Origin of the sequence: Nocardia sp. NBC_00565, assembly GCF_036345915.1 — a bacterium.
Classification (GTDB): Bacteria; Actinomycetota; Actinomycetes; order Mycobacteriales; family Mycobacteriaceae; genus Nocardia.
On sequence record NZ_CP107785.1, the window covers coordinates 7,613,763 to 7,640,132 of the forward strand.

The 26,370-nt window shown below is 66.9% G+C and carries 28 protein-coding genes; 16 read left to right on the top strand and 12 right to left on the bottom strand.

Annotated elements, in window-relative coordinates:
- Window positions 1-8: 8 nt before the first annotated feature.
- Window positions 9-449 (bottom strand): hypothetical protein, encoded by a 441-nt coding sequence (locus tag OG874_RS35170; RefSeq protein WP_330251353.1) that lies wholly within the window; start codon window positions 447-449, stop codon window positions 9-11.
- An 849-nt stretch (window positions 450-1,298) separates the two neighbouring features.
- On the opposite strand from OG874_RS35170, the gene OG874_RS35175 reads away from it, so the two are divergent.
- The 5 genes from OG874_RS35175 to OG874_RS35195 all read left to right on the top strand — a co-directional run bounded on the left by OG874_RS35175 (window position 1,299) and on the right by OG874_RS35195 (window position 5,668).
- The gene (locus OG874_RS35175) at window positions 1,299-2,060 is read left to right on the top strand and encodes a DUF2470 domain-containing protein (protein WP_330257562.1); all 762 of its coding nucleotides are present in this window, start codon (window positions 1,299-1,301) and stop codon (window positions 2,058-2,060) included.
- Between the two features lie 90 nt (window positions 2,061-2,150).
- The gene (locus OG874_RS35180; RefSeq protein WP_330251354.1) at window positions 2,151-2,942 is read left to right on the top strand and encodes a CPBP family intramembrane glutamic endopeptidase; all 792 of its coding nucleotides are present in this window, start codon (window positions 2,151-2,153) and stop codon (window positions 2,940-2,942) included.
- A gap of 108 nt (window positions 2,943-3,050) precedes the next feature.
- Window positions 3,051-4,454, top strand: coding sequence for an LCP family protein (locus OG874_RS35185; protein ID WP_330251355.1), 1,404 nt, complete (start codon window positions 3,051-3,053; stop codon window positions 4,452-4,454).
- Window positions 4,455-4,464: 10 nt separating this feature from the next.
- Complete coding sequence (locus OG874_RS35190; RefSeq protein WP_330251356.1) at window positions 4,465-5,034, top strand: ferritin; 570 nt, start codon at window positions 4,465-4,467, stop codon at window positions 5,032-5,034.
- Window positions 5,035-5,119: 85 nt separating this feature from the next.
- The gene (locus tag OG874_RS35195; RefSeq protein WP_330257563.1) at window positions 5,120-5,668 is read left to right on the top strand and encodes a ferritin; all 549 of its coding nucleotides are present in this window, start codon (window positions 5,120-5,122) and stop codon (window positions 5,666-5,668) included.
- A 304-nt stretch (window positions 5,669-5,972) separates the two neighbouring features.
- Here OG874_RS35195 and OG874_RS35200 read toward each other — a convergent pair whose 3' ends face one another.
- The 4 genes from OG874_RS35200 to OG874_RS35215 all read right to left on the bottom strand — a co-directional run bounded on the left by OG874_RS35200 (window position 5,973) and on the right by OG874_RS35215 (window position 9,273).
- On the bottom strand, window positions 5,973-6,896 hold the full coding sequence (locus OG874_RS35200; protein ID WP_330251357.1) for a DUF5926 family protein: 924 nt from the start codon (window positions 6,894-6,896) through the stop codon (window positions 5,973-5,975).
- Between the two features lie 100 nt (window positions 6,897-6,996).
- Window positions 6,997-7,764, bottom strand: a complete 768-nt coding sequence (locus OG874_RS35205) for a glycerophosphodiester phosphodiesterase (protein ID WP_330251358.1) — start codon at window positions 7,762-7,764, stop codon at window positions 6,997-6,999.
- Window positions 7,761-8,807 (bottom strand): DUF4328 domain-containing protein, encoded by a 1,047-nt coding sequence (locus OG874_RS35210; protein ID WP_330251359.1) that lies wholly within the window; start codon window positions 8,805-8,807, stop codon window positions 7,761-7,763. Before OG874_RS35210 ends, OG874_RS35205 begins: the two co-directional genes overlap by 4 nt.
- A 94-nt stretch (window positions 8,808-8,901) precedes the next feature.
- Window positions 8,902-9,273: a rhodanese-like domain-containing protein gene (locus OG874_RS35215; RefSeq protein WP_330251360.1), complete on the bottom strand. Its 372-nt coding sequence runs from the start codon at window positions 9,271-9,273 to the stop codon at window positions 8,902-8,904.
- A gap of 564 nt (window positions 9,274-9,837) precedes the next feature.
- Here OG874_RS35215 and OG874_RS35220 point away from each other — a divergent pair.
- Window positions 9,838-10,449: a hypothetical protein gene (locus tag OG874_RS35220; protein WP_330251361.1), complete on the top strand. Its 612-nt coding sequence runs from the start codon at window positions 9,838-9,840 to the stop codon at window positions 10,447-10,449.
- 50 nt (window positions 10,450-10,499) lie between these two features.
- Here the strand turns inward: OG874_RS35220 and msrA are convergent, their stop codons facing one another.
- The gene (gene msrA / locus OG874_RS35225) at window positions 10,500-11,198 is read right to left on the bottom strand and encodes a peptide-methionine (S)-S-oxide reductase MsrA (RefSeq protein WP_330251362.1); all 699 of its coding nucleotides are present in this window, start codon (window positions 11,196-11,198) and stop codon (window positions 10,500-10,502) included.
- Window positions 11,199-11,497: 299 nt separating this feature from the next.
- On the opposite strand from msrA, the gene OG874_RS35230 reads away from it, so the two are divergent.
- From OG874_RS35230 to OG874_RS35240, 3 genes are all read left to right on the top strand, one after another.
- Entirely contained in the window at window positions 11,498-12,121 is a 624-nt protein-coding gene (locus OG874_RS35230; protein ID WP_330251363.1) for a superoxide dismutase, read from the top strand.
- A 193-nt stretch (window positions 12,122-12,314) separates the two neighbouring features.
- Entirely contained in the window at window positions 12,315-12,842 is a 528-nt protein-coding gene (locus OG874_RS35235) for a peptidase (RefSeq protein ID WP_330251364.1), read from the top strand.
- Between the two features lie 295 nt (window positions 12,843-13,137).
- Window positions 13,138-13,854, top strand: coding sequence for a TMEM165/GDT1 family protein (locus OG874_RS35240; protein ID WP_330251365.1), 717 nt, complete (start codon window positions 13,138-13,140; stop codon window positions 13,852-13,854).
- Between the two features lie 313 nt (window positions 13,855-14,167).
- Here OG874_RS35240 and OG874_RS35245 read toward each other — a convergent pair whose 3' ends face one another.
- Together OG874_RS35245 and OG874_RS35250 are read right to left on the bottom strand one after the other, a co-directional pair.
- On the bottom strand, window positions 14,168-14,848 hold the full coding sequence (locus OG874_RS35245) for a TetR/AcrR family transcriptional regulator (protein ID WP_330251366.1): 681 nt from the start codon (window positions 14,846-14,848) through the stop codon (window positions 14,168-14,170).
- A 44-nt stretch (window positions 14,849-14,892) separates the two neighbouring features.
- Complete coding sequence (locus OG874_RS35250; RefSeq protein ID WP_330251367.1) at window positions 14,893-15,771, bottom strand: SDR family NAD(P)-dependent oxidoreductase; 879 nt, start codon at window positions 15,769-15,771, stop codon at window positions 14,893-14,895.
- A 177-nt stretch (window positions 15,772-15,948) separates the two neighbouring features.
- Here OG874_RS35250 and OG874_RS35255 point away from each other — a divergent pair, with 177 nt between their 5' ends.
- Window positions 15,949-16,716 (top strand): SDR family NAD(P)-dependent oxidoreductase, encoded by a 768-nt coding sequence (locus OG874_RS35255; RefSeq protein ID WP_330251368.1) that lies wholly within the window; start codon window positions 15,949-15,951, stop codon window positions 16,714-16,716.
- Between the two features lie 73 nt (window positions 16,717-16,789).
- Here OG874_RS35255 and OG874_RS35260 read toward each other — a convergent pair whose 3' ends face one another.
- The 4 genes from OG874_RS35260 to OG874_RS35275 form a co-directional block, all read right to left on the bottom strand.
- Window positions 16,790-17,608 (bottom strand): class I SAM-dependent methyltransferase, encoded by an 819-nt coding sequence (locus OG874_RS35260; RefSeq protein WP_330251369.1) that lies wholly within the window; start codon window positions 17,606-17,608, stop codon window positions 16,790-16,792.
- 91 nt (window positions 17,609-17,699) lie between these two features.
- Entirely contained in the window at window positions 17,700-18,209 is a 510-nt protein-coding gene (locus tag OG874_RS35265) for a GNAT family N-acetyltransferase (RefSeq protein ID WP_442943461.1), read from the bottom strand.
- A gap of 264 nt (window positions 18,210-18,473) precedes the next feature.
- On the bottom strand, window positions 18,474-20,429 hold the full coding sequence (gene htpG / locus OG874_RS35270; protein ID WP_330251371.1) for a molecular chaperone HtpG: 1,956 nt from the start codon (window positions 20,427-20,429) through the stop codon (window positions 18,474-18,476).
- The gene (locus OG874_RS35275; RefSeq protein ID WP_330257564.1) at window positions 20,426-22,102 is read right to left on the bottom strand and encodes a TM0106 family RecB-like putative nuclease; all 1,677 of its coding nucleotides are present in this window, start codon (window positions 22,100-22,102) and stop codon (window positions 20,426-20,428) included. The genes htpG and OG874_RS35275 overlap by 4 nt, the downstream gene beginning before the upstream one ends.
- A 266-nt stretch (window positions 22,103-22,368) precedes the next feature.
- Between OG874_RS35275 and OG874_RS35280 the strand changes: the two genes are divergently transcribed.
- From OG874_RS35280 to OG874_RS35305, 6 genes are all read left to right on the top strand, one after another.
- Window positions 22,369-23,019, top strand: a complete 651-nt coding sequence (locus tag OG874_RS35280) for a DUF6474 family protein (protein ID WP_330251372.1) — start codon at window positions 22,369-22,371, stop codon at window positions 23,017-23,019.
- A gap of 64 nt (window positions 23,020-23,083) precedes the next feature.
- Window positions 23,084-23,590: a hypothetical protein gene (locus OG874_RS35285; protein WP_330251373.1), complete on the top strand. Its 507-nt coding sequence runs from the start codon at window positions 23,084-23,086 to the stop codon at window positions 23,588-23,590.
- 42 nt (window positions 23,591-23,632) lie between these two features.
- A complete protein-coding gene (locus tag OG874_RS35290) occupies window positions 23,633-24,283 on the top strand; it encodes a YcnI family copper-binding membrane protein (RefSeq protein ID WP_330251374.1) in 651 nt (216 codons plus the stop codon).
- Window positions 24,280-24,834: a copper resistance CopC family protein gene (locus tag OG874_RS35295; RefSeq protein ID WP_330251375.1), complete on the top strand. Its 555-nt coding sequence runs from the start codon at window positions 24,280-24,282 to the stop codon at window positions 24,832-24,834. The genes OG874_RS35290 and OG874_RS35295 overlap by 4 nt, the downstream gene beginning before the upstream one ends.
- 31 nt (window positions 24,835-24,865) lie before the next feature.
- A complete protein-coding gene (locus OG874_RS35300; protein ID WP_330257565.1) occupies window positions 24,866-25,804 on the top strand; it encodes a CopD family protein in 939 nt (312 codons plus the stop codon).
- A 69-nt stretch (window positions 25,805-25,873) separates the two neighbouring features.
- The gene (locus tag OG874_RS35305) at window positions 25,874-26,332 is read left to right on the top strand and encodes an SRPBCC family protein (protein WP_330251376.1); all 459 of its coding nucleotides are present in this window, start codon (window positions 25,874-25,876) and stop codon (window positions 26,330-26,332) included.
- Window positions 26,333-26,370 lie beyond the last annotated feature (38 nt).

Below are 26,370 nucleotides of genomic sequence, written 5' to 3' on the forward strand. Positions count from 1 at the left end.
TTACGAGATTACTTGCGTGTGCTGAGGATGCTCAGAGTTCCCGCTAGATCGTCGGGCGCATCGGTTTCGATCGCCAGCAGCACACTGCGCGCCGCCTCGACCGCCGGCGGCTTCAACGAGGTCAGAAAGGCGATATCGGGCCGGGCCAGCGCGGCCCGAATATCCTCACCACACAGCGCGGCGACCGTTCCCGCGACGATAGCCAGAGCACGCTCGCCATCTGAGGTCCGCGCGACGAACCCACCGTCGGAATGCACCGCCCCGGCCAGAAAGTCGGCGATCTCCGCATCGGAGGCATCCGCATCCAGAATCCGAGCCCCCGCTTCGCCTGCCCCCACCCGCCGCACCAGGCCATCGTCCAAACTCCGCCGCGCCGCCGTCGGCGCCGTCAACGAAAGCAATACCGGCTCCCCTGCCACCCCACGCCCCGCATGCGCTCCATCCGCCATACGCCCACCGTAACCATGGCCCCCAATCGACCCACTCGCCCGGGCGCCCGCGTGAAGCTGCTCGTCCGTCGGTGCTCGCCCAGTCGACGCACTCGCCCTGTCAGGCACGCTCACCCCGTCAGCACGCGCACCCCGTCAGCACGCGCACCCAGTCAACGCGCTCACCCAGTCAGCACGCTCACCCAGTCAGCACGCTCACCCAGTCAGCACGCGCACCCAGTCAAGGCGCTCACCCAGACAGGCACGCTCACCCAGTCGGGCAGGCTCACCCAGTCAAGGCGCTCGCCCAGTCGGGCACGCTCGCCCAGTCAGACACGCTCACCCAGTCAAGGCGCTCGCCCCGTCAGCACGCTCACCCAGTCAGCACGCTCACCCAGTCAGCACGCTCACCCAGTCAAGGCGCTCACCCAGTCAGCACGCTCACCCAGTCGGGCACGCTCACCCAGTCGGGCACGCTCACCCAGTCGGGCACGCTCACCCAGTCGGGCACGCTCACCCAGTCGGGCACGCTCACCCTGTCAAGGCGCTCGCCCAGTCAGACACGCTCGCCCAATCAGGCACGCTCGCCCGGGACAGCCCGATCCTCAGGACAGCCCGATCCTCAGGACAGCGCGATCCTCAGGACAGCGCGGTCGGGCGGGTCGGCGAGATGTAGGAAGCGGTCGGCCGTGATGGCAGGCATCGACAGTGCTGGTGGGGCGGCGGAAAGTGTTGGTGGGGCGGCGGAAAGTGTTGGGGATTCTCAGGATCCGGGGTGGTGGGACGCTTGCGGAATGCGGGCGCGTCACTTAGCTTAGGATAACCTAATTGAGCGCGCCGAGCGCGGCACATCCCGCACTGGAGGTCTGCATGCCGAACACGACTGTCGCACCGTCTACCGCCGAGCGGGTACGGAGTGCGTGTGCCCATGCCGAGCATGCGGTGCTGGCGCTGCCGGGCATCGATCCGACACCCATCTCCGTGCACCATGTGCGGCAGTGCGGTGATGCGGTGATCGCGGTGCCGGCCGCGTCCATGGCGGCGGTGCTGGCCGGAAGTTCGGGCGAGAGCGGGGCGCCCGCGGTGCTGGAGCTCACCGACCATGCGCCGCTGCCGCTGCGGGAACCGGTTCGCGCCCTGGTGTGGCTGCGTGGCTGGGTGCGGACGGTGCCGACGCAAGCGCAGCGGGCGCTGGCCACCGCGGTCGCCAAGGATCATCCGCATCCCGACCTGCTCGATGTCGGGCACACCGCGACCCTGCTGCGGGTGGTGATCAACTCCGCGGTGGTGGCGGACTCCACCGGCGCCGAATCCGTCTGCGTCGACGAACTCCGGCTGGCCCAACCGGATCCGTTCTGCGCCTTGGAATCCGCCTGGCTGCAGCATATGGAGGCCGATCACGCCGACGTCATCGCCCAACTCGCCCGTCACCTCCCACCGCGCCTGCAGCGCGGGGCGGTGCACCCACTCGCGATCGATCGCTACGGCGTCACCCTGCGCATCGAAGGCCTCGACGGCGACCACGACTTCCGCCTCCCCTTCAACGCCCCCGTCGACGACGCCGAAGCCCTGAGCCGAGCCGTCCGCACCCTCGCGGGCTGCCCCTTCCTCAACGGCCTCCGCCGCATCTGACCCGAACCACCCGCACCGCCGAAATCCACTACCCCACGACGCGGCATACGGATCACCCGCGGGATGGGTGCGGGCAATACATTCGGACGCATGCGTGCTGAGACCGGTTCCGGGTGGGACGAGCCAGAGCTGACCGATCGGGAGCGGCTCGGTATTCGGGTCGAGATCGTTGTTGTGTTGGTTGTCACATTTGGGCTGAGCGGGCTCAATGCGGGGCTGTCGTTGATCGAGAGTGCGTTGTCGCCGGGTGGGGTTGGTGGGCAGACTATTGCGTTGAATCCGACGCGGGCGGCGCAGTCCACTATCGATCTGCTGTTCCAGCTGCTCAGCGCGTTGCGGCTGGCCGGGTGGGCGGCGCTGGGGCTGTATCTGTTGTGGCGCAGTGGGATCGCGCCGCGGTTGATCGGGTTGGCCAGGATTCGCTGGCGTTCGGATGTGCTGCCGGGCCTGGCCCTGGCGGCCATCATCGGGCTGCCTGGGCTCGGGCTGTATCTGGCCGCGCATGCGCTGGGGTTCAGCGTGACGATCGTGCCGAGTTCGCTCGGTGACCACTGGTGGCGGTTGCCCGCGCTCATTCTGTCCGCGTGTGCGAATGCGGCCGCCGAGGAAATTCTGGTAGTGGCCTATCTCATCACCCGGCTGCGCAAGCTCGGTTGGTCGGAGAACCGGTCGCTGCTGGCCTCGGCGCTGCTGCGGGGCAGCTATCACCTCTATCAGGGATTGGGCGGTGGGATCGGAAACCTGGTGATGGGCTTGATCTTCGGCCGATTCTGGCAGCGCACCAACCGGCTGTGGCCGCTGGTGCTGGCCCACGCCACCATTGATGCGGTCGCCTATATCGGCTATACATTGCTGCGCGGTCACGTTTCCTGGTTGCCGTAACGCATACGGGTCCAGGCCGCGAATTATCGAGGAGCGCTCAACCGAGCGAACGAACCTCCGGCCGCTCGTCAAGCCCCCCGACGGCCCTCGATCAGTAAAGTCTGAGTGATGAACGGCGACGACCCCCAGCGCTACGAGCGGACGCGCCGGGTGCCGCAACCCTTCGGAAACCCGGGTGCGCCGTCCATGCCGCCGCGACGCGAACCGGCTCCGGGACATCGGGAACCGCAGCCACCTCCGCCGGGACACGACCCCGGGCGCGTCGAACGCACCAAGGTGATCCGGCATGACGGGTCGAACTACGCGCCACCACTGGCATATTCGCAGGTGCCGCCCGACCCCGCCGCATCGCGTATGCCACCGCCGGCCCGCAGACCCGCGCCGTCGCACGCGCCCACTCAGCAGCCCTACCGTGAAGCCCGCGGTGTGCCCGGCTATGCGCCGCCGCAGCAGCCACAGCCGTATCAGGATCCGCGGCAGCTGCGCCATGGCCGCGATATACCACCGCCGCCCCCGCCCTCGTTACCGCCATCGCGCCGGGAGCGCGAACCCCGCCCGCCGCGCCGCCGCCGCAAACCGCACCTGTTCCGCTGGTTCCTGGTGCTGCTGGTGGTGCTCGTACTCGCGGTGGTCGGCGCGGTCGTCAAACTCGACGGCTCGCTGAACCGGATCGACGCACTCGCCAACTACAAGGACCGTGTCGGCGACACCCCGGGCACCAACTGGCTGCTCGTCGGCTCCGACGGCCGGGCCGGCCTGACCCCCGAACAGGAACAGGAACTCGCCACCGGCGGCGAGGTCGGCCCCGAGCGCACCGACACGATCATGCTGGTGCACGTCCCGGAATCGGGCGCGACCACGCTGGTCAGCCTGCCGCGCGACTCCTATGTGGGCATCCCGGGCCACGGCAAGGACAAGCTCAACGCGGCCTTCGCTTTCGGCGGCGCGCAACTGCTGGTGCAGACCGTCGAGATCGCCACCGGCGTGCGAATCGACCACTACGCGCAGATCGGTTTCGGCGGATTCGCCGGCGTCGTCGATACGCTCGGCGGCATCGATGTCTGTGTGCCCAAGGCCATCGACGATCCGCTCGCGGGCATCGATCTGCAGCCGGGCTGTCAGAAGCTGGACGGCGCGCAGGCCTTGGGCTTCGTCCGCAGCCGCGCGACCGCCCTCGCCGACCTCGACCGGATGAACAACCAGCGCCTGTTCATGGCCGCGCTGCTGAAGAAGGCGACCAGTGCGGGCACCCTGGCCAACCCGTTCACGCTGTGGCCGCTGGCCCGCGACACCGCGAAATCGCTCAAGGTCGACAAGGGCGATCACATCTGGAACCTCGGCCAACTCGGCTGGGCGCTGCGCGGCGATACGGTGGCGACCACCGTCCCGGTCGGCGGCTTCACCGATACCGACAGCGGAAACGTGCTGCTGTGGGATAAGGAGCGGGCGGGCCGATTGTTCGATGACCTCGCCAAGGACCAACCGATTCCGGACGATCTTCTGACGAGGTAGCGTCGGGCCTATGCCCGACATCGATCTCGACCAGCCCTTCCCCGACCTGCTGCGCGACCAGATCCGTCGTGGCTTGACCGCCGCTCAGCAGTACCTGGCCGCGGCCGTCTACTTCGATTCCCATCGTCTGCCGCAGTTGGCCAGGTACAGCTATGGCAAGTCCACCGAGCACCGCTCACACGCCTTGCGCATGGTGCAGTACCTGCTGGACCGCGATTTCGAAGTGCAGGTCGGCGGGCTCGACGATGTGCAGCCCACCTTCGAATCGGCGCGCGGGGCCGTGGTTTTCCTGTTGGAGTCCGAGCGCGCCCGCAACGCGCAGATCACCGAGTTGGCCGGGACCGCCCGCGCCTCGGGCGACTATCTCGGCGAACAGTTCATCCAGTGGTTCCTCAAGGAGCAGGTGGAGGACGTCGCCGGGATGACCACGTTGCTGAACGTGATCGACCGCGCGGCCGGCGATCTGTTCGACGTCGAGGACTTCATCTCGCGCGAGCTGCGCACCACTCAGCGCCACGACATCAGCGCACCGAGAATGGCAGGCGCCGACCGTTCAGCGCGACCTGCGAGCAGTCGCTAGGGGCCACAAAATAATTAGGCAATACTAGCCTCAATAAGGCTGCACTTGGATGACACGCGGCCTGACCAGCGCTAATGTCGCTTCCATGTCCAGCCATCCGGAGTCCCCACGCAGCAAATTCCACGGCCTGCTCCATGACCAGATCCGGCATGAATTCAACGCCGAGCATCAATACATCGCGATCGCGGTGTGGTTCGACAATGCGGATCTGCCGCAGCTGGCCAAACGTTTCTACGCGCAGGCGGTCGAAGAGCGCAATCACGCACTGATGATTGTGCGGTACTTCCTCGATCGGGATATCAGTGTCGAGCTTTCCGGTATCGATGCCGCGAAATCCCAATTCGAGAATGCTCGCGAACCGATCGCAATGGCCCTCGCGCAGGAAAAGAACGTCACCGACCAGATCATCCAATTGGCGAGCACGGCCCGCGAAGAAGGTGATTACCTCGGTGAACAGTTCATGCAGTGGTTCCTGAAGGAGCAGGTGGAGGAGGTCGCGAATATGACGACCCTGCTCACTATCGCCGATCGCGCTGGTAAGAACCTCTTTGATCTGGAGGACTTTGTCGCCCGCGAAATGAGCGGTCCGAGTGACGCGTCCGGCGCCCCTTCCGTTGCGGGCGGCAGCGTCTAGTCCTTTCGATAGTCAGATAGCGGAATCAGGGCCGACTCGTCGCGACGAGTCGGCCCTGTCGCGGTGATCGAGAGCGGAGTCACAACCCCGCGATCGATTGGGCAGAAGAACCGCTTACGCGGCACTCAGGCTGCTGAGCAGCGACGTCAGCAGCGTCAAAATGGCGGCCATGGTTTTCCTACTTTCCTCATCTGTTCGGTGAGACTGTCCCTCACCACCACCAGCTTTCGGTGATGGACAGAACCTAGCCGAGCGATGATTAGAAAGGAGGATATTTCACAAAATTCTCGGTGATTTTTTTAAATCACCGCAAGGTGACCTGACGAGACCGCAGTCCGTCGCGGGAACGACGTTCATCGGCCGAGAGCGGAGCATCGGCGGCCAGCGCCGCCACCAGCCGCTCACCGAACTCGATGGCCGGTTTCGTCCACTCGCTGGCATGCATCTCGGGATCCAGATCGAACACCGGAACCAGTAGACCGTGCGTACGGAACGAGCCCGCGAAACGGGAGCCCTCGCCGAGCTGCAGCCCGCCCGACGCGTGCAGCCGGGCCAGCGCCAGCATCAGATCGTCCTCGTTCTCCGGACGCACCCAGCGCACATGCGCCTTATCGCCCGCGTCGACCCACCACGCCGCACCGATCGAATCCGCACCCAGATCCAGTCGCGCCGAGGGCATGATCGCCTGCTTGGCCTGTTCGATGGTCGCGGCGACCTGGGCGTCGGGCTGCACACCCGCCGGCACCCACCAGTCGAAGTCCTGGTGCACGGTCAGTTCCAGATCGGCGCTCGCATCGATGACATCGGCCAATCGCGGTCCGCCCGCGACACTTTCGGCCGCGGTCAGCGATTCGCCGGGCTCGGCCGACTGCGTCCACAGAATGGCCGCGGCGATATCAGCGGCCGGATCCGCACCCTGGAACTGCACCTGCGCGGCGACGTAACCGGTCGGCGGCTCGCCCGCCCGCACCAACCCGGCGACCGCACCCGGCAGCACCGTGGCCAGCACGACGGAGCGCTCCGCCGCGACATCGGGCGACAGCTTCAGCGTCGCCGTCGCCGACGGTACGAACTCGCGCAGCGCGACGAGATCGCACTCCGCGGCCAGCCCCTCGAACGGGCGCGCGACGGACTGCGCCGCCTGCTGTTCCAGAGCCGCCCGCCGCTCCGCGAGACGCTGGGCCCGGTTCCCTCCGGGCTTGGGACTGTTTCGCTTGCTTTTACCCACGGCAGGTCAAACTACAGGGTGCGACCTGGGATGTGTTGCGCGCCACGGCAACGCTGAGCGGTACAGGTCATGGCACACGATGCGGCCGAAACGAATCGGCTCAGGCGGCGGCCAGCAGGGCCTTGGTGCGGCCCGGGTGGTTGGTGGCGACCCAGCTGACGCCCAGGTCGGCGCACAGGCGCACATCGTCGGGATCATCGACGGTCCAGCAGTAGGTGGCGCGCCCGGCGGCGGCCGCCTTGTCGACCAGATCGGGGTGCTCGCGCAGGGTTTTCACCGACGGGCCGACGGCGGTCGCGCCGACCGTGGTGGCCGCGCCACCGCCGAGGTAGCGCGATGATTCGCCCAGCAGGACTGTCGGCAGCAGCGGTGCGGAGCGGCGGATCCGCCAGACCGCGGTCGCGGCGAAGGACATGACGACCGCGCGGGAGTGATCGGCGGAGGCAGGGGTGGCGATGCCGAAGCGCTGGAGTTCGGCGAGCAGCTTGTTCTCCACCAGCGCGCCGTAGCGCACCGGATGTTTGGTCTCGATGAACAGTTTGGTCGGTCGGCTGCGCCAGTCCAGCACCAGCTCGATCAATTCGCTGAGGGTGAGCACCGACGCCGGCGCGCCGTCGGCCCCGAAGTCGAGCTCCTCGAGTTCGTCGAGGGTCAGCTCGCTGACCAGTCCGGTGCCCGACGAGGTCCGGTCCACGGTGCGGTCGTGCACGCAGACCAGATGCCCGTCCCTGGTCAGGCGGACATCACACTCCACGCCATCGGCGCCCTCCTGCAGCGCCAGTTCATAAGCGGCGAGCGTGTGCTCCGCGCGCGCCGCCGAGGCTCCCCGGTGCGCGACCACGAACGGTGCGCGACTGCCCTGGCTCACTTGGCCATAACCTCCTCGTGCTCACGGTCTCGTTCAGCGCTGCCGGTGTCCGTCGCCGCCGCCTCGACCTCGATCTGCTTCGCGGTGCCGCCACCCGGCTGCACCGGTTCGATGACCGGCACCGCGGGATCCACCGCGATCACCCACCGGCGCGCGATCCTGGCGCGGCCGAACAGATCACGACCCGCCATCGACCGATATACCCAGAGCGTCAGGATCGCGACTGCGGCGCCGACGAGATCGGTGAAGGCCGTGAACAGTACCCCGTCGGCCTTGGCCTGCAAGGTATCCGCGGTCCGCCACAGCAGCGCCGCCACCGTGCACACCGCACCGAGCAGCCAGCCCAGCCACCAGATACGCACGGCCCGCAGCGCTCGCGGATCAGGACGCAACCCGACCGCCTCGGTCAGAAAGACGCCGGGCCACAACAGATTCACCACCGGAATCAGACAGCCGAGCGCCAACACCCGGGCCGAACGCGGGTCACGCCGTCCGGCCGCGGCGAAGTCGGCTCGACGCGTCCCGATCAACCAGCCGAGCATCGCGAGCGCGCAGGCCAAGCCCAGTGCGAGGGCGAGCAACGCGGAAGCGAACACCAGGACATCGGAGAGATGCAGCAGCCACGACGGGATCAGCCGGGTGCGGTTGCGCAGCAGAATCAGATAGCGCCCGAGTTCGGCGCAGGCGGCGACCGCGAATACCGCCGCGGTCGCGATGAGTAGCGCTTCGGCCCGACTGGTCAGCCGATCCAACGGCCGCTGCGCGACAGTGGCGGGGCCGACCGGCGGATCCAGCAGACCCCAGCGCGGAACCTGCTGGTAGCGAGGCGTTTCCAGGGACCGACGCGGCCTGGTCGAGATCGGCCTGCGCAGGCGCTGATCGGGGCGGCGCGCGACCCACCGGTAATTACGCCGCTCGGCGGGGGCGTCGATGGGCGCCGGTGACAGCAGCACGCCACGGCAGCGCGGGCACCAGTGCATCGGGGTCGTCTGCACGGCCCAGCGCGCGCCGCAGCGCGCACAAGGTTGTACCACCGTACTCACTGTGTTTCCTTTGCGGCATGCACGGGCCCTACGTGGTTACGCAGGCTGCCGCCTCCGGGCCTGACGTTCATGCCGCGTGCCCCTCTCTCTTGCCTCAGTAGATCTTCGCCTGGTGATCGCCGTCGGCGATCAGCGGACGGCCCGCCCGCTGCCATGCCACCATGCCACCGCTGACGTTCACCGCGTCGTATCCGATATGCGTCAAGTACTTGACCACCTCGAAGGACCGGCCGCCCTGTCGGCAGACCACATATAGCTGCGCGTCGTAATCCAGCTCGTCCACGCGAGCGGGGACGTCGACCATCGGAATGTGGATCGCCCCCGGCGCGTGCCCGAGCTGCCATTCGTCGTCCTCGCGAACATCGAGCAGGATCGCCTGCGGCGCGTCCGCGGCGACACGCTCGTTCTTATCGAATTCGTCCGGTACGGCTTCCACCGGCACCGACGACACTTCGGGGCTCGTCACGCTTCGATCCTGCCATGGGTGGCGCACTGCCGGGGAGTTCCGGGGGCCGCTGCACGGTAGGCCGACGGCACTTCACGGCCTCGACATCGGCACGTTACCTCGGGTATGTTCTGTCCTTCTGGATCCTGTCCGCCGCCCCGCTCCGGGGCCGCTTGTGCATATCTCGATCAAAGTTATCCACATAATCCACAACTTGATCCACAGGCCCCAGCTATCGAACAGCACATGACTCACAGGCTTCGACTATCGAGCAAAACCTCGGAGAAGCCGATCTACGAGCACCGATGCAGTGAATCCTGGCTAAATCGGGTGATCGCCACTGGATTGCTGGAGCCCATCGATCGACCTGCGAGCACTCACTAGCGGTACGAACGACCGATCCGAGACTCCCCTCCTAGCCATCCCGGAGCGGTCATTCGCCGCTGCGTCGGGACCGGACCCCGAGTCAGGTCCCGATACCTACTTGGACGTCACTGCGGGCCGATCGGTTCCACAAAAAAACCGGAACACTAGCGAAACAATCAAATACCGGGTTCCCGCAGGTGCTGTCGGTAGCCTGAGTGCATGAACGTGAGCAGGGGGCTACTCGACGGAATGGATACCACCGCACTCAACACCGCACTCTCCGAGGCCATATGCCTAGGGCTGGCCGTGGACGCAGCAAACGCACAGCTCAGTCTGGATCTGGAAGTATTGACACTGCCGGCTGAGGGACCCGTACCCGAGGACTATCGCGTGCGACTGACGTTCACCGGCGTCGGCCGGGTCGCGGCCTCGCTGCGCATCCAGGAGTGGGACGATCTGGCACCCACCGTGCTGCCACTGCAACTGGACGGCCTGGACAAAGCCATCCGCAGCTTCGGCGGCGGACGGCTGCACGGCTGGGAATTCATCGACGTGGACGACAGCGGCTGGGTGCACTGGAGCGAACTGCTCAGCTTCGACACCCAGATCGACACTCACGTCTCCGCGCACGTGCTGGAGTTCTCCCAGGAGGAGGGCATCGACCCGCGCGAACTCGACGTGCGAGTGTGGTTCGACGACATCACGATTCACGACCCGAACGGCATCGAGATCCCGCTTGCGCAATTCATCGAGGGCGGAGTGCGCTGGTGGAAGGCGCATGACGCGGGCGATCCGCGGACCATGCGCGCGGGAATCGTGCCGCAGCTCTGACGTCGTCGAGATCGGCGACCGCACACCCGTCACCGAGTATGCGGTCGGGTCTACGCGCCCGAGCCCACCGGGCAACTGACGCCGGTGGCATGCACCGGGCAATAACCGCCGGGATTCTTGGCCAGATACTGCTGGTGGTAGCTCTCGGCGTAGTAGAAGCCGGGCAGCGTATCCGTCTCGGTCGATCCCGGCAGTTCGGTGATCTCCGTGGTGATTTCGCCAAAGCCCGCCGCCGCCAGTCGCTCGCCGTAGGCCTGTGCGGTGCGGTGCGCGAGCTGCGCCTGTGCCGGATCGATGGTAAAGATCGCCGAACGGTACGGGGTGCCGCGATCGTTGCCCTGACGCATGCCCTGGGTCGGATCGTGGTTCTCCCAGAACTGCTGCAGCACACCGGCGTAGTCGATGACGGCCGGATCGAACACGATCAGCACCGATTCGGTGTGTCCGGTCCGCCCGCTACAGACCTCTTCGTAGGTCGGATTCGGCGTGTACCCGCCGACGTACCCGACCGCGGTCGTATAGACCCCGTCGAGCTCCCAGAACTCCTTCTCCGCACCCCAGAAACAACCCATCGCCACCACACCGACCTGCAGACTTTCCGGAAATGGCGGATGGATCGGATGACCGTTTACATAATGGGTATCCGACACCAGGATGGGGTCGGGACGACCGGGCAGCGCCTGTTCGGGCGTCACCATGACCGGTTGTGGAAGGCGGACCCTGCCGACTAGTTCGTCGTACCAGGACATGGTTCGATCCTAGTCTCCCCCCGCCTCTCCGCGTCTTCTGCCGGTCGTAGGTGCCGAGGACGTATCGTCGCGGACCGGTGGTCGAGTTGTTGGTCGAGTTTTGGACGTAGACAACGAGTTACCCATGTGCTCACGAAATCAGTCGACCGGTAGCGACGACGAGCAAACAGCCAAGGCACGGCAGACAGACCAGGAATGCAGGGGTACACAGCCCGGTTGGAACCGATCGGGTGTACGAATGATGGTTGAGTGTGCCCGAAGACGAGGGCGCACCCAGCCCGACATTAGGAAGGGACATCGTGGCTGAGTACACGTTGCCAGATCTGGATTACGACTACAGCGCCCTGGAGCCCCATATCTCCGGGCAGATCAACGAGATTCATCATTCCAAGCACCACGCTGCCTACGTCGCCGGCGTCAACGCGGCACTGGAGAAGCTCGAGGCCGCGCGTGAGGCGGGCGACCACGCCGCCATCTTCCTGAACGAGAAGAACCTGGCCTTCCACCTGGGCGGCCACGTCAACCACTCGATCTGGTGGAAGAACCTCTCCCCCAACGGTGGCGACAAGCCGGTCGGCGAGCTGGCCGCCGCGATCGACGACCAGTTCGGTTCGTTCGACAAGTTCCGCGCGCAGTTCACCGCCGCGGCCAACGGTCTGCAGGGCTCCGGCTGGGCGGTGCTCGGCTATGACACCCTCGGCCAGAAGCTGCTCACCTTCCAGCTCTACGACCAGCAGGCCAACGTGCCGCTCGGCATCATCCCGCTGCTGCAGGTCGACATGTGGGAGCACGCCTTCTACCTGCAGTACAAGAACGTCAAGGCGGACTACGTGACCGCGTTCTGGAACGTCGTCAACTGGGACGACGTCCAGGAGCGCTTCGCCCGCGCCGTCGGCCAGGCCAAGGGCCTGATCTTCGGCTGAATCTGACCCGCCTTCGGGCCCGCGAACCCGCCATCCGTGGCGACCCGTTCGCGGGCCCGTTGTGTTTCGAACCCTTGCCGTGTCCGATTAGCACTCTTTGGTACTTGTGTGCCAGGTGAGTTCTAGCGCATTCTCGGGAATCCACAGTTCGAGGACGGGCAACGCCGCCCCCGGTCTCATGACGGGAGGCATCATGCATACGAACGGCCCCATCGGCATCACGCCGTTCCAGGCCCGCGGATCGTTGCGGGGGTTCGTCATCTCCGGGCGCTGGCCCGATACCACCAAGGAATGGGCACAGGTTCTGGTGCTCGCCGTGCGGGTGGCCTCGTTTCCTGGATTGCTGACGACCTCGACGGTATTCGGCGTGCGTGAGGAGCTACCGGACGATCCCGCGCCCGGCACTGTGGGCCTGGTCCTCGCCGAGGGCCCGGTGCTCGGCGAGCAGGCACTCGCACCCGGCCGGTTTGCCGACCATGTGCCACCGGCCCTGCTGATGCTGCATCCGCCCTCGGAGACCCGGCCGTCACTGCCGGAATGCATCGGCGCGGCATCGGGGTGTGTGTTGCTGCCCGGGGTTCCGCATCTGGGTCTGGAGCACCGCGCGGCCTGGGCCGAGGCCGAATCCGACGGCACCGTCACCTCTTTGGTCAGCCGAGTCGGATTGGATCCGATCAGTGATCCCGATACTGCGGTTCTGGCCATGCTGCTGGCCGCGTAAGGGCACCCTAAACCTATCGATAGGATCGCCAAACTTATTGTGCGCATTGCGATTTCGACAACAACGGGTTGGCGCCTGCCGGGCCGCCGGGGTACAGTCGGTGACAGCGAAGGGGAGTAGCCCGCAATCGCGTTGTCGACATACTGGTCCGCCGCCCCACGAGGGCGCGGATCCGGCAGCGTGAACCGTAGATCCGGTGGGCGAGACCTTCGGCCGAGACAACCATTTCGTTGTCGGCCGGAGGCGTCACCCGATCTCCCGGCCGACAGGCCGGAGACCCGGGAGTGCACACCATATGATCGCCACGATATTGCTGAGCGTCGGAATCGTCTTTCTCGCCGAATTGGGTGATAAATCCCAGCTGATGGCGTTGACGTTCGCGCTGCGCTACCGCTGGTGGGTGGTGCTCGGCGGCATCGCGACCGCCAGCGCCGCAGTACATCTGGTCTCGGTCGGCGTCGGATATTTCCTCGGGGCCGCGCTGCCCACCAGGGCCATCGCACTGGTCGCCGCGATCACCTTCCTGGCCGTCGGTCTGTGGACACTGCGTGAGCATTTCGGCGACGACGAAGCGGCCGAACCGAAGCCGCCGCGCTCGACCACCGCACCGTTCCTCGTGGTGCTGTCGGCATTCCTGCTCGCCGAACTCGGCGACCGGACCATGTTCGCCACCGCCGCGCTGGCCACCGACAACAGCTGGGTCGGCGTCTGGATCGGCTCCACCGTCGGCATGGTCGCCGCCGACGCCCTCGCGATCGCCGTCGGCATCCTGGTCGGCAAGCATCTGCCCGAACATGTGATCGGCATCTGCTCCGGCCTGCTGTTCCTCTACTTCGGCACGGCCAGCCTGCTCGCCGCCGCCATCCCCGGCATCAGCGTGCTCACCGGCGGCGCGCTGGCCATCCTCGCACCGGCCGCCGCGGGCATTGCCCTGCTGATCCGGTCTCGGCTCGTGCGCAGCAATCCAGCGCGCATCGACGACCATCCGCCGGTCGAGCCGGTCGACCGATAGTCGCCCCCGCAGCCTCGCATCGCGCACCGCGCTCCTCGCCAGCATCACTGCCCACGACGCGAATTCCCCAGCCTCGCATCGCTCAGCGACACGCTTCCCACGACGCCACTACTGAGCGCTCACCACGGACTGCCGCAGGCTCGCATCGCTCAACGGCACGTCTCCCGCGACGCCACTACTGAACGCTCACCACGGACTGCCGCAGGCTCGCATCGCTCAACGGCACGCTTCCCACGACGCCACTACTGAACGCTCACCACGGACTGCCGCAGGCTCGCATCGCTCAACGGCACGTCTCCCGCGACGCCACGGCTCAGGCGCGCACTTCGGACTGCCGTGACACCGCATCGCCGTACAGATCGCCGCTGCGGCGCACCAGATCCAGCAGCGGTTCGCGTAGTGCCCGCAGCCCGGCCAGGTCGTCGACGGCGATGTGTGCGGTGACCATCGCACTGACCGCCGCGGCCAGGGTTTGGCAGGCGAAGCGCTGCTGTTCGGTGCGGGCGTCGAGGATGTCGGCGATCAGCGCCACGAATGATTCCTGCATCTGCGCGCGCCGGGCCACCGCCTTCGAACCCACCGCGTAGACCTCGACGAGATAGAGGCGGGCGTACGCGGGTTCGGCGATCAGCCCCTCGAAATAGGCCTCGAGTATCCGGCCCATCCGATCCGGATCGGATGAATCGTTGTCCCACGCATCGGATTCCGGCCCGTCGACCGCGTTCGCGATATTGGCGATCAGCAGTTCGACGGCCCGCTGGTAGGCGGCCTCGAAACAGTCCTCCTTGGAACGGAATTGCTCGTAGAAGGTTTCCCGCGATACCCCGGCCCGTTTCAGGATGGCCGCGACCGAGGTCCCGACATATCCGTTCTCGGCCATCGCATCGGCCATCGCGCTCAGGATCCGCTCGCGCTGCGAGGCGATCACCTCCGCCCTCGGTAGGCCGTGCCGGCCCCTGGGGAGTTGGCGTGCGCTGCTGGCGGATTCGGTCATACGGTGGCTCCGGTAGTCGGTCATACGGTCGGGACGGCGCCTGCCTAGGCCGGCCGCTCCATTTTGCGGGGTCGGGCCGGTTGATCCGTAGTGAAGGGGGCCTCTTCGGTGCGTGCGATATCCAGAGCCCGCGCCACCCCGCGGCGCAGCGCGATATCGATGACCCGCTGGGCGATCGGCCGGAACGGGAGCGCCACCGCCACCCACCACGGCGAAACCACCTGACGTTTGCGGCGGGCGATGGCGCGCTCGACCGCATCGATCGCGGGTCCGAGTGGCGCCACTCCCGACACCGTCGAGCGACCGAGGATGGCCCGCGCGGCGGCGGTGCCGAAGCCGCGTGAGGTCATATCGGTGTCGAGTTCGGCGAAATACGCGACCCCGACCTTCGCGCCGGTATGCCGGACCTCATGGCGCAATGTATTGCCCAGCGCCTCCACGCCGGCCTTCGACGCGCTGTACGCGCCGACCAGCGGGAGGTGCACCGCGGCTGCCAGCGACGAGACGACCAGCGCGTAGCCGTTCGGATGGCAGATATGCGGCCCCGCGGCGCGCAGTGTGTAGTAGACGCCGAGCACGTTGACCGCGAGCGTCTCCTCCATCACCGCCGGATCCCCGCCGAGCAGCGCCAACTGCTTGGCCACCCCGGCGTTGGCGACCACCACATCCAGTCCGCCCAACTCGCTGACCAGCGTGGTCACCACCCGCTCCACCTGCGTGTGATCGGCGACGTCGCAGTAGCGCCATGGCGCATCCCCACATTCGCGCGCCACCTCCGCGAGCAGATCCGCCTCCAACCCGAGCAGGGCGACCCGCGCCCCTTTCGCGTGCAACTGCCGCGCCAACGCGGCGCCGATACCCCGTGCCGCGCCGGTGATGAGAATCCGGCGCCCGGCCACGGGCGCGGCGGAAAACAATGTCATACCAGCGACGATACCAGCTGTGAACAAATATGTTCGCAAATAATTTTCGGCTTATCGAACAGTGCCGCGCGAGGCCGATGCGGCCTCAGCGGTAGCCGTGATCGGCCTCGCACCCGAGACCCGTTAGGGTGCAAATTGACGAAGGGCCAACTGGCTGTCACGAACGAGAGGACCATCGTGGAGATTTCGGGTTCCGCCGCCATCATCACCGGAGGCGCATCCGGCCTCGGCGCCGCCACTGCCAAGCGTTTCGCCGATCTGGGAGCAACCGTCTTCGGACTCGACGTACCCCAATCCATCGAGCGCGCGGGCGATAACGTACCCGCGGGCGTCACCCTGATCCCCGCCGATGTCACCAGCAATGACGAGGTCGCCGCCGCGGTCGCGAAGGTCGTCGAATCCGGTGCGCCGCTGCGCATCGTGGTGAACTGCGCCGGTGTCGGCTGGGCCGGACGCATCCTGTCCAAGAACGGCCCGCACGATCTGGAGCTGTTCCGCACCGTCATCACCGTGAACCTGCTCGGCACCTTCAACGTCATGCGCCTGGCCGCGGACGCGATCGCCAAGACCGACGCCGTCGACGAATACGGCCAGCGCGGCGTCGTCATCAACACCGCCTCGGTCGCCGCGTTCGAGGGCCAGATCGGCCAGATCGCCTACTCGGCCTCCAAGGGCGGCGTGCACGGCATGACCGTCCCCGCGGCGCGCGACCTGGCACAGTTCGGCATCCGCGTGAACACCATCGCCCCCGGCATCATCGACACCCCGATGCTCGCCGGTGTCACCGAGGAGTACCGCAAGGGCCTCGAGGCGGGCGTGCCGTTCCCGTCGCGCCTGGGCCGCCCCGACGAGTACGCGCAGCTGTCGCAGTACATCGTCGAGCACGACTACCTCAACGGCGAGACCATCCGCATGGACGGCGCGCTGCGCATGGCCCCGCGTTAATCGCCTGCACCGCAACGCAACCGCGCCCCGTCATCGGCTGGATGACGGGGCGTTTCCATGGCTGAGCAGCCGGTCATGGCACCGGTTTGTGGCCGATGCCGAGGAAGGCCGTGGTGGACAGCGGCTGGTTCGGGCGGTAGTTGGCCGCGAGATATGCGCGCATCAGGGCGGCGCGCTCGGCCCACACCGGCTCACCGACGGCGCGCCGCATCAGCAACAGCGGGGCGCTGCTGCGCACCATGGTGTCCCACATCTCGTCGGAGTCGGCGAAAGTCAGTGCGGTGGTGTGGCGTTGGATGGTGACCCCCGCGAAGCCGGCCGTGCGCATCTCGGCCGCGAAGACCGCCGGGTTCTCCAGATTGAGGAAGTTGGGCTGGGGCTCCTGGATGCTCGGATCGGCGGCGGCGAAGGCCCCGAACATCATTCGCATGAGCGACGACTCGGCCACCGGGGCCCAACTCGACACCACGGCGGTGGCGCCGGGACGCAGCACCCGGAACAGCTCGGCGAAGCCCTTGGTCCGGTCGGGGAAGAACATCAAACCGAACATCGAGAAGCCCGCGTCGAATCGGTCGTCGTCGAAGGGCAGCGCCTGACCATCCCCCACGGACGTTTCGATATTGGTCAGTCCCGCGGCCCGCGCGTCCTCGGCGAGTCGCTGCAGCATCGGCTCCGAGAAGTCGATGGCGTGCACCTGCGCGACCTGTTCGGCGGCGGGCAGGCTGAGCGTGCCCGGCCCGGCCGCGATATCCACCACCTGTGAACCCGCCGACAGGCCCGCGAGCTCGAGTGCGCGAGCGGAGAACGGCGACATGATCGCGGATCCGAATTCGGCGTACCCGTCGGCGACGAGATCCCAGGGTTCGACGACGGCAAGCGGGTTTCCAGACATCTGCTGACGATCCTTTCGACCGTCCAAGGCTAGCCGCGCCATACCCCGGGAACCTACAAACTCACGCCAATCGAGCTGGGCGCGAACAAGATCAGATCTTGCGTTCGAAGGTGATCAGGTGATGGCCCGGGCCGTTGTAGTCGCGCACCGGTCCGGAGACCGTGAAGCCGAGGTGTCGATGGAAACCGATCGACGTGTCATTCCCGGATGAGGTGATCGCCTTGACGATGTGCCGATCGTTCGCCCGGGCGATCGCGAAGAACCGCTCGTAGAGTTCGCGGGCGAGGCCGCTCTTGCGGGACTGCGGATCGATGCCGACGAAATGGATGTAGGCCTCATCGGATTCGGACGGCGACAGGAAACCGATCAGGAACCCGGCCAACCACTCGGTCGGTTCCCGGGGACTGATCTTTTCGAGCGACCTGCGAGCCGTCGCCAGCGATACGGCAGGAACCTCGGCGACCAGGCTAGTTCGGTAGAAATGATCGAGAAACAACCTCGGCAAGTGCGGTAACACCGAGCGCCCCCACCAGTCATCGATGACGATGGCGATGGCGTCGTAGTCATCGGCACGTGCGGTCCGGATCACCGGCCCGTTCACATTCGGCACAACTTCATTGTCCGCATCTGACGGCGTTGCGGGGTGTTGGCCTGGTCACGCTCCCGCCGCCTCGACGATCGCCTTGGTAATGAAATGCCCGAGCGCGGTGACGACGAAGACGACGGTGCTGAGGATCGGCGCCCAGGACCAGGTCAGCGCGAGCATCATGCGTTCGAAGGTGTCACGCGGCTAGACCACCGGCTCCCAGCTGTTGAGGCGCATGCCACCGCCTCCACCCTGGTCGGGTGGAGGCGGCAGGCTGGCTCAGAGTGTGCGGGTGAGGCGTTCGGTGAGGATCTGGGCGAAGCGGGCCGGATCCTTCAGTTCGCCGCCCTCGGCGAGAACCGCGGTGCCGTAGAGCAGTTCGGCGGTTTCGGTGAGTTCGGGAACCCTGCCCGCGTCGGCGTCTTCCTTGCGGGTGTCGTAGGCGTCACGCAGACCGGTGACCAGCGGGTGGGTCGGGTTGAGCTCGAGGATCCGCTTGGTCTCGGGCACCAGCTGACCGGAGGCGCGGTACATGCGCTCCAGCATCGGGGTGAAGTCGAAGACGTCACCGACCAGGCAGGCGGGCGAGGTGGTGAGCCGGTTGGTCAGGCGCACCTCCTTGACGCTCTCGTCGAGGGCCTTGCCGAGCCAGGTGAGCACCTCGGCGAAGTCCTTGTCCAACTGCTCGCGCAGGGCCTCGGACTCCTTCTTCTCCTCCTCGGTCTCCAGATCGACCTCGCCCTTGGCGATGGACCGGAACTGCTTGCCATCGAATTCGGGCACCGAGCCGACCCACATCTCGTCGACCGGATCGATCAGGATCAGCACCTCGCGGCCCTTGGCCTTGAAAGCCTCCATATGCGGGGAGCTTTCGACCTGCTGCCGGGTCTCGCCGGTCATGTAGTAGATGGCGTCCTGGCCGTCCTTCATGCGCTCGACGTACTGCGCCAGGGTGGTGAGTTCTTCGTCGGAGTTCGTCGAGGCGAAAGATGAGACCTGCAAAATAGTTTCGCGATTGTCGACGTCGGAGAGCAGACCCTCCTTCAGGACGCGCCCGAACTCCTTCCAGAAGGTCAGGTAGTTCTCCTGGTTCTCCGCGCCCTGCAGATCCTTGACCGTGGACAGCACCTTGCGCACCAGGCGCTTGCGGATCATCTGGATCTGCCGGTCCTGCTGCAAGATCTCGCGAGAGACGTTGAGCGAGAGGTCCTGTGCGTCCACCACACCCTTGATGAAGCGCAGGTACTCCGGCATCAGCTCTTCGCAGTTGTCCATGATGAACACCCGCTTGACGTAGAGCTGCACGCCGCGCTTGTGCTCGCGGGTGAACAGATCGAACGGCGCGTGCGACGGAATGAACAGCAGCGCTTGATATTCGAAGGTGCCCTCGGCCTTCATCGGGATGATCTCCAGCGGATCGTCCCAGCCGTGGCTGACGTGCTTGTAGAACTCCTTGTACTCCTCGTCGCTGACCTCGCTCTTGGGGCGGGTCCACAGCGCCTTCATGGAGTTGAGGGTCTGCTCCTCGAGAATCGTCTTCTCGGTTTTGTCCTCGCCCTCCCCTTCGGTGACGGTCCGCTCGACCTGCATACGCACCGGCCAGGCGATGAAGTCCGAGTACTTCTTGACGATCTCGCGGAGTTTCCACTCCAGCGTGTAATCGAAGAGGTGATCGTCCTCGTCGGCGGGCTTGAGATGCAGTGCGACCGTGGTGCCCTGTGGGGCGTCATCGAGGGTCTCGATGGTGTAGGTCGACTGGCCCTCGGACGCCCAGCGGGTGCCCTCGGTCTCGCCCGCCTTGCGGGTGGTCAGCGTCACCTTGTCGGCGACCATGAAGGTCGAATAGAAGCCGATGCCGAATTGGCCGATCAGCTCCTCGGCGGCCGCCTCGGACTTGGCGTCGTTGAGCTTCTTGCGCAGCTCCGCGGTACCGGATTTGGCGAGTGTGCCGATCAGATCGACCACCTCGGCGCGCGACATGCCGATGCCGTTGTCCATGACCGTCAGGATCCGGTTGTCCTTGTCGACCGCCAGCTCGATATGCAGATCGGCGGTGTCGACGTGCAGATCCTTATCGCGGAAGGACTCCAGCCGCAGCTTGTCGAGCGCGTCGGAAGCGTTCGAGATCAGCTCCCGGAGGAACGTGTCCTTGTTGGAGTAGACCGAATGGATCATCAGCTCGAGCAGCTGATGGGTTTCTGCCTGGAACTCGAGTTGTTCGACGTGCTCAGTCACGACGCGATAGTACGACGGCCGAAATCGGCGAGGCCAGGAACCTCGCGGTCCGCGCAGTGCTGGACAGGTTCGCCGGGTGTTCCGGGCTTGGGTTTCATCCACTCGCGCAGCACCATGGTGGCGCGCACATCGTCCTCGTTGTACTCGAGCAGCCGGGTGCGCTGGCCGAGATCGGGCTCGCCCGCATAGCCGACGGCCAGCCGATACCAGCTCATCGACGCCTCGCCGCCCGCCTCGGGATCGCGCCAGGCGAATCCGGCCACCGGCGCGATCTTCTTGAGCCCTTTGCCGTTCGGGCAGATGAACTGGTCGGAGACGGCCTGGAACATATCCACCCACTGCGGTCCGTCGACGAACGCGCGGACCTGATCGACCGTCGGCACCCCCGGCCGGCCGGCGAACCGGCGCGCGGATTCGTAGAGCCACTTGTCCTCGGCGGTGCGCGAATAGCAGTAGGCGGCGAAGGTTTTTCCGGCCGCGACGGCCTCGGCACGCACGGTCATCAGCCAGGTCCAGAACTCGCCGAAGGAGCGGCCCTCATCCTCGGTGGGCAGCGGATCCCAGGTGACGAACGGGCGGTACACGCCGTCGAGCAGCGTGCCCCACAGATATGCGCCGTACTCCTGGAAGCTCTCCAGATCGACATCGACCTCGACATCGGCCCGGCGCACCCACACCCGTTCGACCCGGCGGACCAGCGGCGCACCCGCGAGCCAGGCCCGCGCGGTCACCACCGCCTCGTCGAACGGACCGTGCTGCCAATCTTCCGGATCGTCACCGACCCAGGCCGCCAGATCGTCGATGGACTCGACGCCGTGCCCGCGCAGCACCTCCGCGCGGGAGCCCGGCGCCACCAGGCTCACATCCCGGTGTTCGGTCAGCCAGCCCTCGCAGCTCTGTCCGGCGAACGCGCCTTCGTCGTCGGGCGCATTGCGGGTCCACCACGGGCACTGCCTGCATTCGGGGACCTTCGACGGAACGGTCGGCAATTCCCCGCGCACCACCGCGACTCGATCGGCGTAACGCCGGTCGTAATCGTCGAGCAGCGGGCCGAGATCGTGTACCAGGATCTTGTCGAAGCTATAACCGATCACGCCGCCGACCAGCGCCGGACTGGCCAGCCCGTGCCGCTGCAGCATCCGGTACAGATGCGCGAGCCGCTGCTGATCGCGAGGCTGCTGACGCAGCTTGCGATGCGGATCCGGTTGCGGATCCCAGTGATACGGATCCGAGGTGGTCGGGTGGAAGTCGGCCGGTTCGGGCTGGCGCGGGTCGGTCACCTTGTGGTTGACCACGATCACCGGGATGTAGCCGCCGCGATCGCCGTCGCGCAGCAGAATCTCCGCGCCGCCGCGGCGTCCGGTATCCGGCTCCTGCGGCAGCAATCCGCCCCAGATGTGTTGTGCGCCTTCGGCACATGCGCGCATGGTGGCCGCGGCCCGCTCCCCTGCGCGCAACGTCGGATCGATCACCACCCAGTTGTCCGGATCCGCGGCGATGAGCGCCTCGCGCACCTGGGTGCGGTGCGCCGTCGCGGCCTCCCGGCGCTGGCGGACCCCGGCATCTTCGGACACCCCGGTGAGCAGCCCGGGATTAGCCGCGTTCAGATGCAATCGATGACGACAGCCGATCAGAGCTCTGGCATCGACGAACGCCGTCGGCCCATCGTTCACCTCGGCCTGCCGCTCGTCGGCGCCGCCTTCGTGATTGCGACCGTCGCGGTCACCGATGCCCGAATACACATACGCAGTATGGTCCAGACCCCTGACAACTCCGCGAACCGCATGACACAAGGTCTGCGACAGGCCAAGTCGCGCGCTCACCCACTCGCAGCCCCCACCATGGACCCGATAGGGTAACGGCGACACTGTGACATGGGCGGACGGGCGTAACCCGACGTCGTACAGCCATGGCGAACCAGCAATACGGAGGGCCTTCGATGGGGTTGTTCACGAAGCGCAAGCGGCGACCGAGCCGTAGGGCCGAGGCGAAAGCCCTCAAGCACAAGGCCGCCATGGAGGCGAAACTCGGCGCCAGGAACGACCGCAAGGCCCACCGCGCGGAGGCCCGCACCCAGCGCAAGGTCGCCAAGGCCCAGATCTCCGCACTGCAGGCGGAGGAGAAGGCCGCGCTCAAGGTGGCCGCCAAGGCCGAGCGGGATCCGTTCACCGCGAGCCAGGTCCGCAAATACCTCGGTGTCGCCCGTGTGCTCGTGCCCGTGCTCGCCCCGCTGGCCTATCGCGCCGCGACCTTCATCCGCGGCCAGATCGATACCCGCCGTGCGCATCAGCTCGGTATCGGCGTCGAACAGCTCGGTGACTTCAGCGGCCACGGCGGTCGCCTGCAGGCGCGGATCTCCAGCACCGAAGCCACGCTGGACAAGATCGGCGCGCAGTCCGGTGACAAGGTGAGCAAGGGCGAGACGCAGAAATTCGTCAGCGCCACCCAGGATCGACTCGGCAACCTGACCGCGGCGATTCGGACCGCGGAACAGATGCCTGCGCCACGCAGGCGCACCGTGCACGCGTCGATCTCGAACGAGCTGTCCGGGATCGAGGCGGACGTGTTGGCCCGCCTCGGCGTCAACTGAGCTGAGCCGAACGATGCGCACCGGTCCGACTAGCAGCAGCCCGCGTGGCTGTCTGGTAGGCGGCATGGTCGGGGCGCTCGCCGTTGCCGCGCATGGTGCGGCCGGCGGCGGATATCCGGATTCGACCGAGTCGGCTCTGCTGCTGCTCATTTCGATGCTGACGGGTTGGCTCGCGGCCAGCGGAACCGTCCGGAACGGCGCGCGCGCGGCCACACCGGGTCGTGCGACCATGTTCGCCCAGCTCGCGCTGGGTCAGCTCGCCGGGCACGCGGTGTTGTCCGGACTCATCGACCACTCGCATGCCCACCCTCCGCAGCACCTGAGCGCTGTCTATCTGCCAACCGGCTGGATGTTGGTGGCGCATCTGATCGCGACAGTCGGCTGCGTCGTGCTGATCCGGTTGGCCGAGCGGCTCTACGCGGTCGCGTCCAGCGTCGTGCACGCGGTCTCGGCCACGGTGTCCGCACCGCGTATCACCGGACCGATCCGCTGGTCGAATCCCGGTCCGCGGCACTACAGCTTTCATCCGAGCGGCGCGATCGGCCCGCGCGCGCCACCGGTGTCGGCCTGACCCGCCACACCCAAACCCTTTCGGACAGAAAGCAGTTCACTCATGCGCACGCAGATCTCGCGCGCCTGCACGGCCGCAGCCGCCGCCGGCCTCATGCTCCTCGCGGGCGGCACCGCCTCCGCACACGTCACCGCCGACGCGCCGGGCGCGACCCAGGGCAGTTACTCGGTGATCACCTTCAAAGTCCCCACGGAATCGGCGACCGCGAACACCACCGCGCTGACCGTCACCCTGCCCAACCTCGAGAGCGCCCGCACCGAACCCATCCCGGGCTGGAGCTCCAAGGTCGACCACAACGACAAGGCCGAGGCCACCTCGGTCACCTGGACCGCCGATCCCGGCGCGCCCGGCGTCGGTCCCGGACAGTTCCAGCGCTTCGTGCTGTCGGTGGGCCCGCTGCCGACGCAGCACGAGGTCAGTCTCCCGGCCACGCAGACCTACAGCGACGGCAAGGTCGTGAAGTGGGACCAGCCGATGGGCACGGACGGCTCCGAGCCCGAGCACCCCGCGCCGACGCTCACCCTCGCGGCGGCCAAGGGCGGTGGCGACGATCACCACGTCGACAGCGAAGCCGCCGAGACGTCGAACGAGACCGATGACACCGCACGCTGGCTCGGCGGTATCGGCCTCGCGCTCGGTCTGCTCGGCGTCGCCCTCGGTGTCGGCAATGTGATTCGCGGACGGCGGGCATGAGCGGCCGTGCGCCGCGCCGCCTGATCGCCGGATTGATCGCTGGTCTGCTCTTCCTCGGCGCGGGCGCACTCGCCGCCGGAACCGCCGCGGCGCATTCGGCACCGGTCAGCAGTGTGCCCGCCGATGGCGCGAACATCGAGACCGGCCCGGAGCGGGTCAGCATCACCTTCAACGAGCCGCTGCAGGAGAGCTTTCCGGCGCTCACCGTGGTCGGTCCCGACGGCAACCTGTGGTCCAAGGGCGATCCGACCGTGGACGGCCCGACCGTCAGCGTCCCGGTCGGCGAACTCGGCCCGACCGGCGTCTACAAGATCGGGTACCGGGTCACCTCCGCCGACGGACATCCGGTCAAGGGTGAGCGGACCTTCACACTCACCAAGGCGGGCAACGGTACGCCGGGCCCGAAGGCCGACAGTCAGCACAACTCCGGCGGCAAGGACGATTCCGGCGGAGTTCCACTGTGGGTCTTCATCATCGGCGCTGTCGTATTGTTCGGCGGTGGACTCGCGTTCGCCCTGTACGGCGGCAGGGGCCGGAAACCGCAGCAGTGAGACCGCAAGCACCGGTGCGGAGGGCGCAGCGGTGAACAAGGGACAGCGGACGACCGGCGGCTCGAACGCGCAGGCGTTGCTGCTGGTCGTCCCGGCCGGTCTGCTCGGCGTGGCCCTCGCCCTGATCCTGGCCGTACCGGCGCCCGCCGAGACCGAGGCCGTCGTCCGGGTAATCGCGGACTGCGCCGGAGCGACCGTGCTCGGCCTGGCCGCGCTACCCCGGTTGCACGATCGGCTGCGGCCGCCGTGGCGGGCACTCGCGGTGCTGGCCGGGATCTGGTGCGTCACCGAATTCACGGTGCTCGTCTTCGAGGCGGCCGGGGTCGTCGGTGTGCCGGTCGGCAAGCTGACGGGCGGACAGTTCGGCAATTTCCTCGTCGAGATCAGCGGCGGTCAGGTCGGCATCGCCGTGCTGGTCGGCACCGGTGCGGTCGCCTGCTACTCGACGTTGGCATTCCGGCGACCGGAGACCGCGTCGACCGATCTGGTGCTGGTCTTCGCCGCGGTGGCGCTGGCGCTGCGGCCGATCACCGGGCATATGTCGCAGCAGCCGTTCGGCTCGGTGCTGGCCGCGGTGCACGCACTGGCCGCGGCGGCCTGGCTCGGGCTGTTGGTGGCGCTGGCGCTGGTGGTCCGCACACGCGGCGAGTGGGCGGTGGCGCTGCCGAGGTATTCGGCGGTGGCGCTGCCGCTGGTCGGCGTCGTCGCGGTCACCGGCATCGTCAACGGGCTGGTGCGGGTCGGCGGGATCACGCCATTCGTGACGACCGGCTACGGCCGCATTCTGCTCGCGAAAACCCTGGTGCTGGTTGGTTTGCTGGCCCTGGGCTGGTGGTGGCGGCGCAGCTGGGTGCCGATCGCGACCAACCATCGGATGTTGGCCGAATCGTCGCTGCGGCGGGCGGTCATCGAGGTCGTGGTGATGTCCGTGGCGTTCGGTCTGGCGGCGACACTCGCGGTCACCGCCTGATGCTTGCTGATGCAAGCAGACAGATAGCACCCGCCGATCCCGTCGTGGTAACCCGTTACAGTTGGGCCCATGACCGTAGTGAAGATCGTCGAGGACTGCGCGGCGACGGCCGAAACCGCATTCGCCTATGTCAACGACTACCGGAACCTGTCGCGCTTCATCACCGAGGTCCAGGACTTCACTCCGATCACCGAACAGGTCGAGGGCGTCGGGGCGACCTTCGACGGCACCATCAAGCTCGGTCCCGCCGCGCTGCATTCCCGCCTCCAGGTCGTGCGGTGGGAAGAGAACTTCGCGATCGCGGTGAAGTCGATCAAGGGGTTCGAGATCGAATCCACCTTCCTTTTCCACGACAAGGGCGCGGACACCTGCACGGTCGACGCGATCGTCGACTACCGCGTGTCCGGCGGTATCGCGGGCAAGGTGCTCGGCAAGACCATCGAGCCATTCGTGAAGATCGCGGTCAAGCACTCCACGCACAACCTGACCACCCAGATCTCCGAATTCCACGTCAGCAGACAGGGCTGAGGCCCATCGAGGGGCGACTTGTCCGGACGGCCCACCGG

What these genes read in the sequence shown, in the direction of transcription:
- OG874_RS35170 (WP_330251353.1), bottom strand. Translation starts at nt 449, where the DNA reads ATGGCGGATGGAGCGCATGCGGGGCGTGGGGTGGCAGGGGAGCCGGTA.
- OG874_RS35175 (WP_330257562.1), top strand. Translation starts at nt 1,299, where the DNA reads ATGCCGAACACGACTGTCGCACCGTCTACCGCCGAGCGGGTACGGAGT.
- OG874_RS35180 (WP_330251354.1), top strand. Translation starts at nt 2,151, where the DNA reads ATGCGTGCTGAGACCGGTTCCGGGTGGGACGAGCCAGAGCTGACCGAT.
- OG874_RS35185 (WP_330251355.1), top strand. Translation starts at nt 3,051, where the DNA reads ATGAACGGCGACGACCCCCAGCGCTACGAGCGGACGCGCCGGGTGCCG.
- OG874_RS35190 (WP_330251356.1), top strand. Translation starts at nt 4,465, where the DNA reads ATGCCCGACATCGATCTCGACCAGCCCTTCCCCGACCTGCTGCGCGAC.
- OG874_RS35195 (WP_330257563.1), top strand. Translation starts at nt 5,120, where the DNA reads ATGTCCAGCCATCCGGAGTCCCCACGCAGCAAATTCCACGGCCTGCTC.
- OG874_RS35220 (WP_330251361.1), top strand. Translation starts at nt 9,838, where the DNA reads ATGAACGTGAGCAGGGGGCTACTCGACGGAATGGATACCACCGCACTC.
- msrA (WP_330251362.1), bottom strand. Translation starts at nt 11,198, where the DNA reads ATGTCCTGGTACGACGAACTAGTCGGCAGGGTCCGCCTTCCACAACCG.
- OG874_RS35235 (WP_330251364.1), top strand. Translation starts at nt 12,315, where the DNA reads ATGCATACGAACGGCCCCATCGGCATCACGCCGTTCCAGGCCCGCGGA.
- OG874_RS35240 (WP_330251365.1), top strand. Translation starts at nt 13,138, where the DNA reads ATGATCGCCACGATATTGCTGAGCGTCGGAATCGTCTTTCTCGCCGAA.
- OG874_RS35245 (WP_330251366.1), bottom strand. Translation starts at nt 14,848, where the DNA reads ATGACCGAATCCGCCAGCAGCGCACGCCAACTCCCCAGGGGCCGGCAC.
- OG874_RS35250 (WP_330251367.1), bottom strand. Translation starts at nt 15,771, where the DNA reads ATGACATTGTTTTCCGCCGCGCCCGTGGCCGGGCGCCGGATTCTCATC.
- OG874_RS35260 (WP_330251369.1), bottom strand. Translation starts at nt 17,608, where the DNA reads ATGTCTGGAAACCCGCTTGCCGTCGTCGAACCCTGGGATCTCGTCGCC.
- OG874_RS35280 (WP_330251372.1), top strand. Translation starts at nt 22,369, where the DNA reads ATGGGGTTGTTCACGAAGCGCAAGCGGCGACCGAGCCGTAGGGCCGAG.
- OG874_RS35285 (WP_330251373.1), top strand. Translation starts at nt 23,084, where the DNA reads ATGGTCGGGGCGCTCGCCGTTGCCGCGCATGGTGCGGCCGGCGGCGGA.
- OG874_RS35290 (WP_330251374.1), top strand. Translation starts at nt 23,633, where the DNA reads ATGCGCACGCAGATCTCGCGCGCCTGCACGGCCGCAGCCGCCGCCGGC.
- OG874_RS35295 (WP_330251375.1), top strand. Translation starts at nt 24,280, where the DNA reads ATGAGCGGCCGTGCGCCGCGCCGCCTGATCGCCGGATTGATCGCTGGT.
- OG874_RS35305 (WP_330251376.1), top strand. Translation starts at nt 25,874, where the DNA reads ATGACCGTAGTGAAGATCGTCGAGGACTGCGCGGCGACGGCCGAAACC.